This window comes from Streptomyces sp. IMTB 2501 (assembly GCF_001953885.1).
Taxonomy (GTDB): Bacteria; Actinomycetota; Actinomycetes; order Streptomycetales; family Streptomycetaceae; genus Streptomyces.
The window spans coordinates 99,919-116,839 of the sequence record NZ_MQUS01000003.1; the positions used below are offsets into that span (position 1 = coordinate 99,919).

A 16,921-nucleotide genomic window follows, 5' to 3' on the forward strand; every position below is an offset into this window, starting at 1 on the left:
CCGGCCCCAGGGCTCAGAGGTAGTACCGGGACACCGACTCCGCGACACACACCGGCTTGTCGCCGCCCTCGCGCTCCACCGTGAAGGCGACGGTCACCTGGATGCCGCCGGTGACGTCCTCGACGCCGGTGATCTTCGCGCTGGCGCGCAGCCGGGAGCCGACGGGGACGGGGGAGGGGAAGCGGACCTTGTTCGTGCCGTAGTTCACGCCCATCTTCACGCCCTCGACCCGGATCAGCTGCGGGCCGAAGAGCGGGAGCAGGGAGAGCGTGAGGTATCCGTGCGCGATGGTGGTCCTGAACGGCCCCGCCGCCGCCTTCTCCGGGTCCACATGGATCCACTGGTGGTCGCCGGTGGCCTCGGCGAACAGATCGATGCGCTTCTGGTCGACCTCCAGCCAGTCGGTGTACCCCAGCTGCTCGCCGACGGCCGCCTTCAGCTCGTCGGGGGAGGTGAAGGTCCTCGGTTCTGCCATGATCCCGGCCTCTCGCTCGCGTCTCTAAGCAACTGCTTAGCATGGTCGGCCGAGGGGCACCTGTCAACGCACCGGACGCCGCACCTTGACGGGCAGACGTTGCCTGCCGCGGCACTAGGCTCTGAGGAGTGCCCCAGATTCCCGACAAGATCCATGAGCTGACCGTCGGCCAGTTGGCCGCGCGCAGCGGCGCCGCGGTCTCCGCCCTGCACTTCTATGAGTCCAAGGGCCTGATCAGCAGCCGCCGCACGTCCGGCAACCAGCGACGCTACGGCCGTGACACCCTGCGGCGGGTCGCGTTCGTCCGCGCGGCACAGCGGGTGGGCATCCCGCTGGCGACGATCCGGGACGCCCTCGCGGAACTTCCGGAGGAGCGGACGCCCACGCGGGAGGACTGGGCGCGGTTGTCCGAGACATGGCGCTCGGAGCTCGACGAACGCATCAAGCAGCTGAACCGTTTGCGCGACCACCTCACCGACTGCATCGGATGCGGGTGCCTCTCCCTGGAGAACTGCGTCCTCTCCAACCCGGACGACGTGTTCGGCGAACGGCTCACGGGGTCACGGCTGTTGGCAGAGCCGCGCTGAGCGCTGCGCGGCTGCAACCGTCGGGAGCCGGTGCGCTGCGGCCCCCGCGCTCCTGGGGAACCGCAGCGCCGTTGCCCTATTCGTACTCCGTGCCGCCCTTACGCGTCAGGTACGCCGGGCTCACCGCCTTGGCGATGGCCCGCCCCCCGGTCACCGCGCTGTACCGCTCGACCGCGGGGCGTATGACCACACCCTCCCGCAGATGCAGCGCCCGCCCGGACACCGTCTCCCGCCCGCTCGCGAACTCCAGCACCCGCTCGATGTCGTACGGCCCCGCATACAGCCGGGGCACCACCGGCAGCTCCCCCTCCAGCGACTCCGCCGCGTCCAGCCACCGCACGGCGCCGTCCACCTCGACCGAGACGTCGAACGCCGCGTACCCCAGCGTCTCCCGCCGCCCGTCGGCGCCGTACGACAGATCCTGCACCCCCGCGCCGTACACCTCCCCGAAGATGCCGACCCGGCGTGCACCCAGCCGCTCGGCCAGCCGCGCCGCCGCCTCCGCGACGCCATGGCCCCGCACCGCCCGCCAGTACAGGTTCCGTGGATCCTCCTTCAAGGCAAGGGACTTGGCGCCGAAACCCTTCGAGGACACGTACACCCGCCCCTCGTCGGCGACATACGTCAAAAGGCACGCCGAACCATGCAGCTTCTCCGTCAGGACGACCGGCTCGCCCGGCGCGAAGATGTCCGGGTAGCGCTGGATGTTCTCGATGTCGACCCACGGCAGCAGATCGGGAGCGGACTCCACGTCGCCGTTCATGGTCGGCGGGATCGGCGGCACCCACTTGGTGATGCCGAGCCGCTCGGCGAAGTCCGTCCCCTCGGCCGCCGCCCGCGCCAGATCGACGTCCGCCAGCGTGTTCGGCCGGCACACGATGCCCTGGGACAGCTCGCCACGCAGCCGCACCGCCTTGACCCGGTTGGCCTCGCCGCCCGCCAGCCGTCCGGTCAGCCCCAGTTCCTCGATCAGAGCGGGCGGGAGCAAGGACTGCTCGGGGATGTAGACGGCGGCCTCACCGGTGCGGTACGCGCCCTTGGCGACGACGGCTCGGTACAGGCCCACCTGGGCCAGTTCGAGCGCGTCGGCGTTCGGATGCTCATGGACGGTCAGCACTTCGGCGGTGACGCGCAGCGTCGACATCACAACTCCTCGGGTGTGCGGGCACAGGGATGCCCGTCAGATGTGTTTCATCGCCTCCAACTGTCCGCACGGGAAAGCGGTGGAGCGACCGGATTCGGGTCTGCTAGCGTCACGCCCTTCGCCCGGCGGCAAGGCCCCGGCTCGCCGGTCCGTCCTACGAGGAACGCTGGAACGACCCGTACTGGAGCAGTCCGTCGGCCACCAACTGAGCGTTGTCGGCCGCCCGTTCGCCGTCCGGGCGGAACAGGGTGTCCTCCAGGCCGATCCGCGTCGCGAGGCCCAGCCGGCCGGCCAGGCGCAGCACCGGCCAGGTGCCGCCCTCCTCGCCGTGCAGCAGGACCGGCCGCGTGAACGCCTCGCCGAGGTCCGCCAGCAGGGCCCGCGCCGTGGCCTCGGCGGTCGCCGGGTCCGGGTCGGTCACTTCCGCCAGCACGCGCAGCACTCTCGGCCCGAGGGGCGAGTCCGCGAACCGGGCCGCGCCGTCGGTGCCGGACCAGATGCCCGCCTCGACGTCCACGCCCATCGCGAGCAGCTGCTCGGCCACCGCTTCGGCGCCCGGCTCATGCCAGTTGACCGAGGCGAAGTCGGGCAGCACCGACCAACTGCGCACCCGGGCCGGCCGGGCCGCCGGATCGGGCTCCGCCCAGGCGCCGGTCGTCACTCCGACCGGCACCGACACCCGTGCCCGGATCGCCTCCAGCGTCGGTGCCAGCACGCGCGGGGAGAGGCTGTCGTGCCCGCACGGTGTCTTCGGGTGAATGTGCACCGCCGTGGCCCCGGCCGCGACCGCCTTCGCTGCGCAACGGGCGATGTCCTCGGGTGACATCGGCACGGCCGCGCTGTCCGCCGGCGATCGGCGGCCGTTCAGGCAAGCCTGCACAAAAGGGCTCCGTTGGAAGGGTCGTCATGCCGTACAGCCATGATATGCCGTCGGACGGCTGCGGCTCCGTCGTGGCTGGTCGCGCCCACGCGGCGGAGCCGCATATCGATACAGCCCCGCGCCCCTCGGGGGTTGCCCAGCCCCCGCTGAAAAGCGCCCCGAGCCGACAGGGGTGCGGCATCCCCCTACGCACCCCCCAGGAAATCCCCCCAACCATCAGGCCGACATCAGCAGTTGCCCCCGCCTGGCCGTTGCCAGCGCTTGTGGTGTGAGCACGGGGCGCGGGACGAGTATCCCGCAGGCCGTGCAGACCGGGCCGGACGACGGTTCGTGGTCCAGGCCGTACCGCCAGATCAGGCGGTCCTCTCCGCATACCGGGCAGCCCCCGCCCGGTTCCCGCTCCAGGGCGGCGATCAGCCGGCGCAGCACCTCGGCCAGCTGCTCGCCGGGGTGGACGCGCGGGTCGTCGCACCAGGCGACTCCGAAGCCGCCCCAGGTCAGCCGGTGCCAGTCGTCCACACTGCCCGGCCGGCGCAGCCCGTCGTGCTTCTCCTTCCTGCGCCGCTCGGTGAAGTCGGTCTCATAGGCGAGCCAGACGGACCGTGCCTCCTCCAGCTCCTCCAGCGCGGCCACGAGCCGCACCGGGTCGGGGGAGCGGTCCTCGGGGCCGAAGCCCGCCCGGGAGCACAGATGGTCCCAGGTCGCCCGATGCCCGTAAGGGGCGAACTTCTCAAGGCACTTACGCAGTGAGTATCGCCGCAGTGCCAGATCGCAGCCCGGATCGCGTACCTGTCTCGCCAGACTCCGGAAACCGGCCATCGCCCTGCACCTCCGTCACACCTGCACCTGTACTTCGGTCACTTCGGCGTCGTCGCACGGACGTCGCCGAATAGACGTATCGACAGGCGATTCGGCTCCATCTCTTCGTGGGCTCTTCTCTTCGTTCTGCTTGCGGACTCCAGAAACTGACGCATGTTCATCTTTAAAGCTGGGGATACCGGCGGTAACGTTCGGCCACCCCTGTCGCTAGGAGCTGCCACATGCCACGGCGAACCCCACGTACCGCCCTTGACAGATTGAGAACGTCCCGCCGCTTCCCCGGGTTCCTGAAGACCGCGTCGATATGCGTTCTCGTCGCCGGACTTCTCTCCCCCCTCACCCAGCAGGCGGCCGCCGCCCAGGCCACCGCCTCGAACGACTACTGCGGCGGCCAGTGCTCGGACATCCTGCCGCCCGGCGAGAACGGCAACGCGACGCTGGCGCAGATCCTGCTCAACCAGGCCTTCGGCACCCAGCCCTCGCACGCCGAGGACCAGCTCGGGCCGTACGCCGGTCTGGCCGGCGGTTATTCGGGCGTGACCGATTCGACGATCAACAACTTCTTCAACGACTCCTCGTTCGGCGTCGCGTCCGACCAGGTCGCCTCCACCGAGAAACCGAGCGGCCGCAGCGATGTGACCATCGTCCGGGACAAGAAGACCGGTGTGCCGCACATCACCGGCACCACCCGGTACGGCACCGAGTACGGTGCCGGTTATGCGGCGGCCGAGGACCGGCTGTGGCTGATGGACGTCTTCCGGCACGTCGGCCGCGGCCAGCTGACCTCCTTCGCCGGCGGCGCCGCCGCCAACCAGGGCCTGGAGCAGGAGTTCTACCGCGACGCGCCGTACACCGAGGCCGACCTGCAGGCGCAGATCGACAACGCGGTGGCCAGGAACGGCGCCCGCGGCCAGCAGGCCCTCACCGACGCCAATGCCTACCTCGACGGTATCAACGCCTATATCGACGCCTCGGACAGCGGCCGCTACTTCCCCGGCGAATACGATCTGACCGGCCACAAGGACGCGATCACCAACGCCGGGACCATAGACCACTTCAAGATCACCGACCTGGTGGCGCTGGCCTCCGTGATCGGCTCGCTGTTCGGCTCCGGCGGTGGCGGCGAGGTCAACAACGCCCTCTCGCTGATCGCCGCGCAGTCCAAGTACGGTGTCGAGGAGGGCACCAAGGTCTGGGAGTCCTTCCGTGAGCGCAACGACCCCGAGGCCGTCCTGACCGTCCACAACGGCGAGAGCTTCCCGTACGGCACCAAGCCCGCCGACGCCAAGGGCGAGGCGCTGCCCGACCCCGGCACGGTCACCCAGGAACCGCTCGTCTACGACCGCACGGGCAGCGCGTCCGGCGCGGCCGCCAAGAGCACCTCCGCCTCGGCCGCGAAGGCCACGCTCAGCTCGGCCCACCGAGGGATGTCCAACGCCCTCGTCGTGAGCGGCAAGTACACCGCGAGCGGGCATCCGGTCGCCGTCTTCGGGCCGCAGACCGGCTACTTCGCCCCGCAGCTGCTCATGCTCCAGGAGATCCAGGGCCCGGGAATCAGCGCGCGCGGCGCCTCCTTCGCGGGCCTGAGCATGTACGTCGAGCTGGGCCGCGGCCAGGACTACTCCTGGAGCGCGACCACCTCCGGCCAGGACATCATCGACACCTACGCCGTCGAACTGTGCCAGGACGACTACCACTACCTGTATCACGGCACCTGTACGGCCATGGACAAGGTCGAGCAGAAGAACGCCTGGTCGCCGACCACGGCCGACAGCACGCCGGCGGGGTCGTACACCATGCGGGTCTGGCGCACGAAATACGGTCCGGTGGAGTACCGCGCGACCGTCGGCGGCAAGAAGGTCGCCTACACCACGCTGCGCTCCTCGTATCTGCACGAGGCCGACTCGATCATCGGCTTCCAGATGCTGAACGATCCCGGTTACGTCAAGGGTCCTCAGGACTTCCAGAGCGCGGCCCAGCACATCAACTACACGTTCAACTGGTTCTACGCCGACTCGCAGCACACCGCGTACTACAACAGCGGGGACAACCCGGTCCGGGCGGCCGGCGTCGACTCCGAGTTCCCGGTCTGGGCACAGTCCGCGTACGAGTGGCAGAACTGGGACCCGGCCACCAACACCGCCGACTACACCCCGGCCTCCGCCCACCCCAACTCCGTCGACCAGGACTACTACGTCTCCTGGAACAACAAGCAGGCCAAGGACTACACGACCGCGTCCTGGGGCGACGGCTCGGTGCACCGGGGCAACCTGCTGGAGGACCGGGTGAAGAAGCTGGTCGCGGCCGGCGGGGTGACCCGTACCAAGCTGGTGCAGGCCATGGCGGACGCGGCCCTCGCCGATCTGCGCGCCGAGGACGTGCTGCCGAAGCTGCTCAAGGTGATCAACTCCTCGCCGGTGACCGACTCCACGGCCGCCGACGCGGTGAAGAAGCTCCAGGCGTGGGTGGACGCGGGCGCGAGGCGCACGGAGACGTCCGCCGGTTCGAAGACGTACGCCGACGCCGACGCGATCCGCATCCTGGACGCCTGGTGGCCGCTGCTGGTCAAGGCCGAGTTCGAACCGGGCCTCGGCAGCGATCTGTACACCGCGCTCACCAGCAACCTGTCGATCGACGAGGCCCCGTCCGCCGGACACGGCCCGACCGGCTCGCACGCCGGAAGCTCCTTCCAGTACGGCTGGTGGAGCTATGTCGACAAGGACATCCGGGCGGTGCTCGGGGAGAACGTGGGGGGCGGGCTCGCCGAGAGGTACTGCGGCGGCGGTGACCTCGGCTCCTGCCGGGACATCCTGATCAGCACCCTGAAGACGGCGGCCGGCACCGGCGCGTCGACGGTCTACCCCGGGGACTCCCTGTGCTCGGCGGGCGACCAGTGGTGCGCCGACTCGATCGTCCAGCGCACCCTGGGCGGCATCAAGCACTACAACATCAGCTGGCAGAACCGGCCGACCTTCCAGCAGGTCGTCGAGTACACCTCACACCGGTAGATCGACGGCCGTCGGCGGTGGGCCGGTATCAGGTGATGCGGCCCGCCGCCAGCACCACGCGCGCCAGTTCGGGGTGCACGATGTCGCTGTGTGCCCCGGCCGGCGGGCCGCCGTGGCAGACGACCGCGGCCGCGTCGACGTTCACGCATCCCGACGCGGGCAGCGGTCCCCTCAGGGCCGCCGCGAGGTCCAGCCGGGCGGTCCCCGGCACCGCCTGCACCCCGTCGTGCCCCATGGCGCCCCACTCCGGCCCCAGCACGGCCGCGATCTCGCTGCCCACACATGAGCGGTTGTCCCCGGAGAGCCGGGAGGCCAGTGGATAGAACGTGCCGAGTGCCGTGTCGAAGTGCGAGTAGCAGCACACCAGCGGCCCGTCGATGCGCCGCTGCTGGTCCTTGAGCGCCCCCGCCTTGTCCGGGGCCTGCGGCACCCGCTCCGCGAACGCGAAATGCGAGAAGGCGCCTTGCAGGAGGGTCACGGACTTCACCGTGCGCACCCCGTCCGGGAGCCCGCGCAGCGCGAACGACACGAGCCGTCCGCCGAAGCTGTGCCCCATCAGATGCACCCGCACCCCGGGCGCCGCGCCGGCCAGTGTGCCGAGCACCGGCCCGAGACCCTGCTCGCCGACCGTCCCGGCACGCCGTTTCATCGTGTAGTACGCCGCCTGCCGCAGCAGTTCCTTGGCGCCGTCCCAGGGGTTCGGGATGCTGAATGCCTCGGACGGTGTGCCGGCGGACCGCACCGCCGCGAGCGCCTCCGCGAACTCCTCGCACGCGGCCGCCGGGTCCATGGTGAACACGCCCGGCTCGCCCTCCTCCTCCGTGTCGGCCACGCCGGGCCCCCGCTCGCCGTCGATCAGCTGCCGCACCAGCCGCCCGAACTCCGTCAACCCCTGGGCACCGCCCGGCCGTTCGTCCAGCATCCGGCCCAGCTGGCCGATCAGGTCCGCGCGGTCCGGGAAGACCGCCACCAGGGCCCGCCGGGTGTCCGCGTCCAGGGCCGCCGTAGGGGGCGACGCGGCCGCCACCGACTTCGGGAAGTCCGGGATCGGCTCGTCGCTGAACCGCATCGACGGCCAGATCACGCCCACGTACCCGATGCGGGCCCTCGGGGCGAGCCCCGGGACCGGGGCGAAGAAACGGCGGTACAGCGCGGTCGCGGCCGAGCGGTCGTCGTTCCAGCCGTGCGCGAAGACGATCAGGTCACGGACGCCGTCCTCCGCCACCCGCGCCACCAGCTGGTCGCGTTCGCGGCCGTCCACGTCTCCGTCCGCGTCGAAGGTCAGCTCCCAGTAGGGAGTCACGCTCATCCCAGGATCCGCCATGCCGGGCTCCCTCGTCCTCCCGGAAACGATGCGTAACGATGCGTCGCGCACGTATCGTCCTGCTCCAGGGTGAAGTTGGCCATACACCGCGCCTCACCTCCTCACCTGTAGAGGAGGTATTCCTTGCGAACCCGCCGGAACGCGGCCAGCTCGTCCTGCCAGGCTCCGGTCACCTCGTCGGTGGCCGCGCCCGCGTCGATCATCGTGCGCACCCGGGTGGAGCCGGTGAGCCTGTCGATCCAGTTGTCCGGGCGCCACGCGAAGCCGGGCCAGACCCTCCGCACGGTCACCAGCAGCGCGATCCCGGTGCGTACGGGGTCGTAGGCGGCCCGGTCGTGCACATGGATCTGCACCCCGCCGACCGTCTTGCCCGCGAACTTGGAGAACGTGGGCGCGAAGTACGCCTCCCTGAACCGCACCCCGGGCAGCCCGAGTTCGTTCACGGCGGCGGCCCAGCGGCCGTCGAGGCCCTCGGCGCCGAGCAGTTCGAAGGGGCGGGTCGTGCCCCGGCCCTCCGAGACGTTCGTGCCCTCGAACATGCAGGTACCGGAGTAGACGAGAGCCGTGTCCGGGGTCGGCATGTTCGGGCTCGGCGGCACCCACGGCAGCACGGAGGTGTCGTACCAGTCCGAGCGCCGCCACCCGGTCATCAGGACGGTGTCCAGTGTGACCGGCTTGCTCAGGAACTCCTTGTTGAACAGCCGGGCCAGCTCCGCGACGGTCATCCCGTGCGCCTGCGCGATCGGCTGCCGCCCGACGAACGTGGCGAACTCCTTGTGCAGCACGGGTCCTTGGGCGGCGCGGCCGGTGACCGGGTTCGGGCGGTCCAGGACCACGAAGCGCTTGCCGGCCGGCTGGGCCGCCTCCATGCAGTCGTAGAGCGTCCAGATGTACGTGTAGAAGCGGGCGCCGACGTCCTGGATGTCGAAGACGACCGTGTCGACACCGGCGGTGGTGAAGATGTCGGAGAGTTGCTTCCCGCTCTTGAGGTACGTGTCGTAGACCGGCAGGCCGGTCGCGGGGTCGGTGGAGCGGCCCTCGGAGCCGCCCGCCTGTGCGGTGCCTCTGAAGCCGTGTTCGGGGCCGAAGACCGCCGTCAGCTTCACGCGGGGGTCTTTGTGCATGACGTCGACGATGTGGGAGGCGTCTGTGGCGATGCCGGTCGGGTTGGTGACGATGCCGATGCGCTGGCCGCTCAGTGCCGAGTAACCGTCGGCTGCGAGCCTTTCGAACCCTGTGCGGAGTTGTTCGCGGTGCTGGGGTGGGACTGGAAGGGTTGCCATCGTGGCCGAAGCGAGCAGGTTGCGTCGGGACAGGTGCATGGGGGTGGCCTCCGTCGTGGGTGACGTGCACGCCGTCAGTGGTTGCTCGCGCAGTTCCCCGCGCCCCTTGAGGTTGGTGCAGTCCCCCTTCCTTTTACACATACCGACTGGTTAGTCTGGATCGAACCAGAGCCGATGCGCGCCGCGCGAAGTCGTGTCGAAGGAGACCGATGGTGGAAGCCGTGCAGGATGCGGGAGTGGTCGTCACGGGGGCGGGCGGGGGGATCGGGGCCGCGTTGGCCCGGCGGTTCGCCGCCGCGGGTGCGCGGGTCGTCGTCAATGACCTGGATGCCGGGAAGGCGAAGGCGGTGGCCGAGGAGATCGGCGGGACCGCCGTGCCCGGCGACGCCTCCGCGGTCGTCCGCGACGCCCGTGACGCGCTCGGCGGCACCGTCGACGTGTACTGCGCGAACGCCGGTGTCGCCTTCGAGGCCGCGGGCGCGGGCGAGCCGCTCGACGAGAAGTCCTGGGCGGTGTCGTGGGACGTGAACGTCATGGCGCATGTCCGGGCGGCGCACGAGCTGCTGCCGGGGTGGCTGGAGCGTGGCGCCGGGCGGTTCGTGTCCACCGTGTCGGCCGCCGGGCTGCTCACCATGATCGGCGCCCCCTCCTACAGCGTCACCAAGCACGGTGCCTACGCCTTCGCCGAGTGGCTGTCGCTCACCTACCGCCACCGGGGTCTGAAGGTGCACGCGATCTGTCCGCAGGGCGTGCGCACGGACATGCTGGACGCGACCGGCAGCGCAGGCGAGCTGGTGCTCCAGTCGACCGCGATCGAGCCGGAGGCCGTCGCCGAGGCGCTGTTCCGGGGTATCGAGGAGGACCGCTTCCTGATCCTGCCGCACCCCGAGGTGGCCGAGTACTACCAGGCGCGGGCCGCCGATCCAGGCCGCTGGCTGAGCGGTATGAACCACATCCAGCGCAAGTGGGAGGAGGCCCGGTGAGCGCGTCCCGGTACGCGGACCGGCCCTGGCTGGCGCTGCTCAACGACGTCCAGCGCGGTCCGGTCGAGCCCGCCGGCTCCCTGGTGCACGCGCTGCGCGCCGCCGTCGCCGAGGCGCCCGAGCGCACCTTCCTCGCCTACTTCGACGCCCGGCTGAGCTATCGCGAGGTGGACGAGATGAGCGACTCGGTCGCCGCCCGTCTCGCCGCGCGCGGGCTGGAGCGCGGTGACCGGGTGGCCGTGCTGCTGCAGAACTCCCCGCACTTCGTGCTCGCCGTCCTCGGGGCCTGGAAGGCCGGCGCGACCGTCGTCCCGGTCAATCCCATGTACAAGTCGGGCGAGGTGGGGCACGTCCTGCGGGACGGCGAGGTGGCCGCGCTGGTCTGCTCCGACCGGGCCTGGGAGTCGTATCTCAGGGACACCGCCGCCGACTCGCCGGTGCGGATCGTGCTCACCGGGTGTGAGCTGGACTTCCAGATGCGCAACGACGCGCGCGTGCTCGGATTCGAGCGGCTGCCCCAGGCGCCGGACGCCGAGGACCTGGTCACCGTGGCCCGGCAGGGCGGTACGGCGCCCGAGGGCCGCGAGCCACGCCCGGACGACATCGCGCTGATCAGCTACACCTCGGGTACGAGCGGCACGCCCAAGGGCGCCACCAACACGCACGGCAACATCATGCACAACGCCGAGCGGCAGCGGACCGGGCTCGCGCTGCCCGAGGCGCCCGTGTACTACGCGCTCGCGCCGCTGTTCCACATCACCGGCATGGTCTGCCAGTTCGGCGCCTGCCTGAACAGCGCCGGCACCCTGGTGCTCGCCTATCGCTTCGAGCCCGGACTCGTCCTGGAGGCCTTCGCCGAACACCGTCCGCACTACACGGTCGGCCCGTCCACCGCCTTCATGGCGCTGGCCGCCCACCCGGACGCCACCCCTGAGCACTTCGCCTCCTTCGTGAACCTGTCCTCCGGCGGCGCGCCCGTGCCTCCGGCCCTGGTGGAGAAGTTCCGCGGGCTCTTCGGGCCGTACATCCGCGTCGGCTACGGCCTCACCGAGTGCTCCGGCCCGTGCGCCGCCGTCCCGCCCGGACTGGAGGCACCGGTGGACCCCGTCTCCGGGACGCTGTCGGTGGGGGTGCCCGGCGCCGACACGCTCGTGCGGATCGTGGACGAGCGTGGCGCGGAGGTGCCGTTCGGGGAGCAGGGCGAGATCGTCGTACGCGGCCCGCAGGTGATCCCCGGCTACTGGCGGCGCCCGGACGCCACCGCCGAGACCTTCCCCGACGGCGAGCTGCGCACCGGCGACATCGGCTTCATGGACACCCAGGGCTGGCTGTACGTCGTCGACCGCAAGAAGGACATGATCAACGCGTCCGGCTTCAAGGTGTGGCCCCGTGAGGTCGAGGACGTGCTGTACACCCACCCGGCGGTGCGCGAGGCGGCCGTCGTCGGCGTTCCCGACGGCTATCGCGGCGAGACGGTCAAGGCCTTCATCAGCCTGCGACCGGGCGCCGATGCGGACCCGGACGAACTCGCGGTGTACTGCAAGGAGAGACTGGCCGCCTACAAATACCCGCGTCAGGTGGAGATCCTGCCCGACCTGCCCAAGACGGCGAGTGGCAAGATCCTCCGTCGGGAACTGCGTTCCCGGACCGACGACAACTAACGACAGGACCGAAAGGCAGGTGGCGGCAGTGCCCAGGACGACGGACGGAGACGGGACGCCCGTCCCGCAGCGGCTCTTGGCCGCCGCCACCCGGCTCTTCGCCGAGCAGGGCTACGACCGCACCTCCGTGCAGGAGATCGTGGAGGCGGCCGGCGTCACCAAGGGGGCGCTGTACCACTACTTCGGCTCCAAGGACGACCTCCTGCACGAGGTGTACGCGCGCGTGCTGCGCGTCCAGATGGAGCGGCTCGATCACTTCGCGGACATGGACGCGCCGGTCGAGCAACGGCTGCGGGGCGCGGCGGCGGACGTGGTCGTCACGACGATCGAGAACCTCGACGACGCGATGATCTTCTTCCGCTCGATGCACCATCTGAGCCCGGAGAAGAACAAGCAGGTCCGCGCCGAGCGCCGGCGCTACCACGAACGGTTCCGCGCGCTCATCGAGGAGGGCCAGAAGAAGGGCGTCTTCTCCACGGCGACCCCGGCCGACCTGGTCGTGGACTACCACTTCGGCTCCGTCCACCACCTGTCGACCTGGTACCGCCCCGACGGCCCCCTCACCCCGCAGGAGGTCGCCGACCACCTCGCCGACCTGCTGCTGCGAGCCCTGCGCCCGTAGCCCCGGCCCGCTGTGCTGTGCAAGGGGCGGTCACCCCGGGTGACCGCCCCTCACCTGTGTTCCTCTACAGGTACTTCTTCAGCTCCCGTCGCGCCAGCGACCGCTGGTGCACCTCGTCCGGGCCGTCGGCCAGCATCAGGGTGCGGGCGCTCGCGTACAGCTCGGCCAGGGGGAAGTCCTGGCTGACGCCGCCCGCGCCGTGCAGCTGGATGGCGCGGTCCAGGATGCCGACCACCGCGCGCGGAGTGGCGATCTTGATGGCCTGGATCTCCGTGTGGGCGCCCTTGTTGCCGACGGTGTCCATCAGCCAGGCCGTCTTCAGCACCAGCAGCCGCAGCTGCTCGACGGTGACCCGGGCGTCGGCGATCCAGTTCTGGACGACACCCTGCTGGGCCAGCGCCTTGCCGAAGGCCGTACGGGACACCGCCCGCCGGCACATCAGCTCGATCGCCCGCTCGGCCATGCCGATCAGCCGCATGCAGTGGTGGATCCGGCCGGGGCCGAGCCGGGCCTGAGCGATGGCGAAGCCGCCGCCCTCCTCGCCGATCAGGTTCGCCACCGGCACGCGCGCGTGGTCGAAGACCACCTCGGCGTGGCCGCCGTGCGAGTGGTCCTCGTACCCGAAGACCTGCATCGCGCGCTTGACGGTCACACCCGGCGTGTCGCGCGGCACCAGGACCATCGACTGCTGCCGGCGGATGTCGGCGCCGTCCGGGTCCGTCTTGCCCATCACGATGAAGATCCTGCAGTCGGGGTTCATCGCGCCGGAGATGTACCACTTGCGGCCGGTGATGACGTACTCGTCGCCGTCCCGCTGGATGTGCGTGGTGATGTTGGTGGCGTCCGAGGAGGCCACCTCCGGCTCGGTCATCGCGAACGCCGAGCGGATCTCGCCGGCCAGCAGCGGCTCCAGCCACTGCTTCTTCTGCTGCTCGTTGCCGAACTGCGCCAGCACCTCCATGTTCCCGGTGTCGGGCGCGGCGCAGTTCGTCGCGGTGGGCGCGAGATGCGGGGAGCGGCCGGTGATCTCGGCCAGCGGCGCGTACTGCAGGTTCGTCAGCCCGGCGCCGTACTCGGCGTCGGGCAGGAAGAGGTTCCACAGGCCCTGCCTGCGGGCCTCGGCCTTCAGCTCCTCGACCACCGCCGGGGTGTCCCACGGGGAGGCCAGCGCGGCCCGCTGCTCCTCGGCGACCGGCTCGGCCGGGTGGACGTACTCGTCCATGAAGGCGAGCAGCTTGGCGCGCAGCTCCTCGGTGCGCGCGTCGAACGCGAAGTCCATGACCGGTCAGCCTTCCTGAAGAGTGGTCAGTCCGTGGTCGATGAAGACGGGTACGAGATCGCCGATCCGGTCGAAGCCGCGCCCGACCGTCTGGCCCAGCGTGTACCGGTAGTGGATGCCCTCCAGGATCACGGCGAGCTTGAACCAGGCGAACGCCGTGTACCAGGAGACGGCGGACACGTCGCGCCCCGAGCGCGCGGCGTACCGCTCGATCAGCTCCTGCGGGGAGGGGTGGCCCGGGGCCTCGGCGGTGGTGGAGACGGGGGAGTGGGCCATGCCCAGCGGCTGGCTGTACATCACCAGCAGGCCCAGGTCGGTGAGCGGATCGCCGAGAGTCGACATCTCCCAGTCGAGGATCGCCTTGATCCGGTCGTCGTCACCGATCAGCACGTTGTCGAGCCGGTAGTCGCCGTGGACCACGGCGGGCGCGGGGGAGGTGGGCAGGGCGCGTCCGAGAGCCGCGTGCAACTCGTCGATGCCGGCCAGCTCACGGTTGCGGGAGGCGTCCAGCTGCTTGCCCCAGCGGCGCAGCTGCCGGTCCAGGAAGCCCTCGGGCCGGCCGAAGTCCGCGAGGCCCACCGCGGCGGGGTCCACCGCGTGCAGCTCGACCAGCGTGTCCACCAGGGACAGCACCGCGTTCCGGGTGCGCTCCGCACCGAGCGGGGCGAGCTGCTGGGCGGTGCGGTACGGGGTGCCCTCGACGAACTCCATGACGTAGAACGGAGCCCCGAGCACCTCCTCGTCGTCGCACAGCAGGACTGGACGCGGGACCGGCACCTGGGTCGGGTGCAGCGCGCTGATCACACGGTGCTCGCGCTTCATGTCGTGCGCGGTGGCCAGCACATGGCCGAGCGGGGGCCGTCGTACGACCCACTGCGCGGTGCCGTCGGAGACCGCGTAGGTGAGGTTCGACCGTCCGCCCTCGATCAGCCGGCCGGTGAGGGGGCCGGTCACCAGACCGGGGCGCTCGCGGTCGAGCAGGGCGCGCAGCCGGTCCAGGTCGAGTCCGGGCGGGTGGTCGGCGCTCATACATGACTCCTACGAACGGGTGAACAGGACCCGTTCATGATGCCGACCGGTCGGTATGTCGTCCAGTGCGCGGGGCCAACATCAGGCCGAACGTGACCGGAGCCACGATAGGCCGACGGCTCCCCGGAGCGCTGCCCGGGGAGCCGCGGCCCGTGTTCCGTGCGCGGTCAGTGGTCGTCCCAGTGGCCGTCGTGCTCGGCGTGCCGGTGTCCGTCGTGCAGATAGTCGACGTGGTCGCCGTGCCGCACCTGGGCGTGCCCGCACTCGTCGTAGTGCACATGGTCATGGCCCTCGTGGACGGTGTGCCCGGCGGGTTCGCACTCGTCCCAGTGGCCGTCGTGCTCGCGGTGCAGATGTCCGTCGTGGGCGTAGTCCAGATGGTCGCCGTGCCGCACGGCGTCGTGCCCGCAGCCCGGACCGTGGCTGTGCGTGCCGTGTGCGGTGTGTTCCTGGTGAAGGGTGGTCATGGTGCTCACCTTCGGGGGTACGGGGGGTCTGACGGCGGACAGGCTACGCGCGAACCGTGACATATCGGTGCATACCGCCAGCGTGGCGTCCGAGTGACCTGAGTGAGAGTCAGACGATCAGAAGGGTCGCGCACATCGCCAGTGCCACCGCGTACAGCACCGCCGCCGTCGCGTGCCGGGGAGCGAGCGCGGGCGGCCGGACCTCGGCGGCCAGGGCGTGTATCCGGTGGTGGGCCACCCACAGGAACCCCAGGAAGAGCGCACAGCACAGGGCGCAGACGGTCACTCCGGTGGCCGACGCGCCACCGTGCACAGCGGCCCGGACGGCGAGTACGGCGGCCACGGCGGCCGAGAGGGTCGTACGCCGCCAGGCCAGCCGGGTGCGCTCCGGTTGCAGCCCCGGATCGCGCCCGGCCGCGCTCACCCCGCCCATCCGGCCAGCACCACCACGACCATCACCACGGCCACCACCGCGATGACCAGGCTCAGCAGCGCCGGGAACCGGGACGCAGGCAGATCGTCGCCGCGCCGCATCGCCCGCTCGCAGCGCACCCAGTGGTTCACCGCGCGCAGCGAGCACAGCACACCGGCGCCCAGGAGCGCCAACGCAAGCCCGACCCTCCAGGCCCAGGGCAGGGCCGGCAGGAACTGATCCACCGCGAATCCGCCGCCGATCAACGCGAGCGCGGTGCGCAGCCAGGCCAGAAAGGTGCGCTCGTTGGCCAGCGAGAACCGGTAGTCGGGCGTACCGCCCTCGTTCCGCACCAGCTCCGGTGCGAACCACAGCCGGATGTTCCGTACGAATTCGCTCACGTGGCCGACCCTACCGGCGTCTCACCGGCCGTCCCGGAACGCCTTCAGCCGCTCGTACGCCGCCAGCCCGTCCGGCACCCACTCCCAAGTGCCGAGCCGTCGCTCGACCTCCTCGTCGGCCAGGAAGTCGTGCCACTGGACCTCCTCCACCTGAGGCCGTACGGGCAGCTCGCAGCGCACCTCGTACACCGCCGACCACCAGCTGTTCCCGGCCCCGTCGGCGTACAGGAACTTGAACAGGTACGTCGGCCGGGGCAGGCCCGTCACCCCCAGCTCCTCCTCGGCCTCCCGCAGCGCGGCCTCGTCGTAGGACTCGCCCGCCCCGACGACCCCGCCGACGAACATGTCGTACAGGGCGGGGAAGACCAGCTTGGTGGCCGTGCGCCGGTGCACGAAGAGCCGGCCGGCCTCGTCCCGGGCCTGGATGAACACGCAGCGGTGGCGCAGTCCGCGGGCGTACACCTCGCCGCGCGGGTACTGGGCGACGACCTGGTCGTTCTCGTCGACGACGTCGAGGATCTCGTCAGCAGGATTCATGCCGGTATCC

At 70.7% G+C, this 16,921-nt stretch carries 17 protein-coding genes; 5 read left to right on the forward strand and 12 right to left on the reverse strand.

What is annotated here, in order from left to right; all coding sequences use genetic code 11:
* Positions 1-13: 13 nt before the first annotated feature.
* Positions 14-475 (reverse strand): MaoC family dehydratase, encoded by a 462-nt coding sequence (locus tag AV521_RS06890; protein ID WP_076084994.1) that lies wholly within the window; start codon positions 473-475, stop codon positions 14-16.
* 128 nt (positions 476-603) lie between these two features.
* On the opposite strand from AV521_RS06890, the gene soxR reads away from it, so the two are divergent.
* On the forward strand, positions 604-1,062 hold the full coding sequence (gene soxR, locus AV521_RS06895; protein WP_076084998.1) for a redox-sensitive transcriptional activator SoxR: 459 nt from the start codon (positions 604-606) through the stop codon (positions 1,060-1,062).
* Positions 1,063-1,138: 76 nt separating this feature from the next.
* On the opposite strand, the gene AV521_RS06900 is transcribed toward soxR, so the two are convergent.
* The 3 genes from AV521_RS06900 to AV521_RS06910 form a co-directional block, all read right to left on the reverse strand.
* Positions 1,139-2,206 (reverse strand): RNA ligase (ATP), encoded by a 1,068-nt coding sequence (locus AV521_RS06900; RefSeq protein ID WP_076085001.1) that lies wholly within the window; start codon positions 2,204-2,206, stop codon positions 1,139-1,141.
* Between the two features lie 154 nt (positions 2,207-2,360).
* A complete protein-coding gene (locus AV521_RS06905) occupies positions 2,361-3,086 on the reverse strand; it encodes a 3-keto-5-aminohexanoate cleavage protein (RefSeq protein WP_076085004.1) in 726 nt (241 codons plus the stop codon).
* A gap of 216 nt (positions 3,087-3,302) precedes the next feature.
* Entirely contained in the window at positions 3,303-3,905 is a 603-nt protein-coding gene (locus AV521_RS06910; protein WP_076085007.1) for a hypothetical protein, read from the reverse strand.
* Positions 3,906-4,126: 221 nt separating this feature from the next.
* On the opposite strand from AV521_RS06910, the gene AV521_RS06915 reads away from it, so the two are divergent.
* The gene (locus tag AV521_RS06915; protein ID WP_076085010.1) at positions 4,127-6,913 is read left to right on the forward strand and encodes a penicillin acylase family protein; all 2,787 of its coding nucleotides are present in this window, start codon (positions 4,127-4,129) and stop codon (positions 6,911-6,913) included.
* Positions 6,914-6,941: 28 nt separating this feature from the next.
* Here the strand turns inward: AV521_RS06915 and AV521_RS06920 are convergent, their stop codons facing one another.
* Together AV521_RS06920 and AV521_RS06925 are read right to left on the reverse strand one after the other, a co-directional pair.
* Positions 6,942-8,237, reverse strand: a complete 1,296-nt coding sequence (locus tag AV521_RS06920; RefSeq protein WP_076085012.1) for a serine-threonine protein kinase — start codon at positions 8,235-8,237, stop codon at positions 6,942-6,944.
* Positions 8,238-8,338: 101 nt separating this feature from the next.
* Positions 8,339-9,559, reverse strand: a complete 1,221-nt coding sequence (locus AV521_RS06925; protein ID WP_076085015.1) for an exo-beta-N-acetylmuramidase NamZ domain-containing protein — start codon at positions 9,557-9,559, stop codon at positions 8,339-8,341.
* Between the two features lie 170 nt (positions 9,560-9,729).
* Between AV521_RS06925 and AV521_RS06930 the strand changes: the two genes are divergently transcribed.
* The 3 genes from AV521_RS06930 to AV521_RS06940 are packed head-to-tail and all read left to right on the forward strand — an operon-like array spanning position 9,730 to position 12,786.
* The gene (locus tag AV521_RS06930) at positions 9,730-10,503 is read left to right on the forward strand and encodes an SDR family oxidoreductase (protein WP_076085018.1); all 774 of its coding nucleotides are present in this window, start codon (positions 9,730-9,732) and stop codon (positions 10,501-10,503) included.
* Positions 10,500-12,164, forward strand: coding sequence for a class I adenylate-forming enzyme family protein (locus AV521_RS06935; protein ID WP_076085021.1), 1,665 nt, complete (start codon positions 10,500-10,502; stop codon positions 12,162-12,164). Before AV521_RS06930 ends, AV521_RS06935 begins: the two co-directional genes overlap by 4 nt.
* A 28-nt stretch (positions 12,165-12,192) precedes the next feature.
* Positions 12,193-12,786: a TetR/AcrR family transcriptional regulator gene (locus AV521_RS06940; protein ID WP_076085793.1), complete on the forward strand. Its 594-nt coding sequence runs from the start codon at positions 12,193-12,195 to the stop codon at positions 12,784-12,786.
* Between the two features lie 64 nt (positions 12,787-12,850).
* Here AV521_RS06940 and AV521_RS06945 read toward each other — a convergent pair whose 3' ends face one another.
* The 6 genes from AV521_RS06945 to AV521_RS06970 all read right to left on the reverse strand — a co-directional run bounded on the left by AV521_RS06945 (position 12,851) and on the right by AV521_RS06970 (position 16,911).
* Positions 12,851-14,065, reverse strand: coding sequence for an acyl-CoA dehydrogenase family protein (locus tag AV521_RS06945; protein ID WP_076085024.1), 1,215 nt, complete (start codon positions 14,063-14,065; stop codon positions 12,851-12,853).
* 6 nt (positions 14,066-14,071) lie between these two features.
* Positions 14,072-15,094, reverse strand: a complete 1,023-nt coding sequence (locus AV521_RS06950; RefSeq protein WP_076085027.1) for a phosphotransferase family protein — start codon at positions 15,092-15,094, stop codon at positions 14,072-14,074.
* Between the two features lie 167 nt (positions 15,095-15,261).
* Positions 15,262-15,561, reverse strand: coding sequence for a hypothetical protein (locus AV521_RS06955; RefSeq protein WP_076085030.1), 300 nt, complete (start codon positions 15,559-15,561; stop codon positions 15,262-15,264).
* 109 nt (positions 15,562-15,670) lie between these two features.
* A complete protein-coding gene (locus tag AV521_RS06960) occupies positions 15,671-15,994 on the reverse strand; it encodes a DUF202 domain-containing protein (RefSeq protein WP_076085033.1) in 324 nt (107 codons plus the stop codon).
* Positions 15,982-16,374, reverse strand: coding sequence for a YidH family protein (locus tag AV521_RS06965; RefSeq protein WP_076085036.1), 393 nt, complete (start codon positions 16,372-16,374; stop codon positions 15,982-15,984). Before AV521_RS06965 ends, AV521_RS06960 begins: the two co-directional genes overlap by 13 nt.
* Before the next feature lie 21 nt (positions 16,375-16,395).
* The gene (locus tag AV521_RS06970; RefSeq protein ID WP_076085038.1) at positions 16,396-16,911 is read right to left on the reverse strand and encodes an NUDIX domain-containing protein; all 516 of its coding nucleotides are present in this window, start codon (positions 16,909-16,911) and stop codon (positions 16,396-16,398) included.
* Between the last annotated feature and the right edge of the window lie 10 nt (positions 16,912-16,921).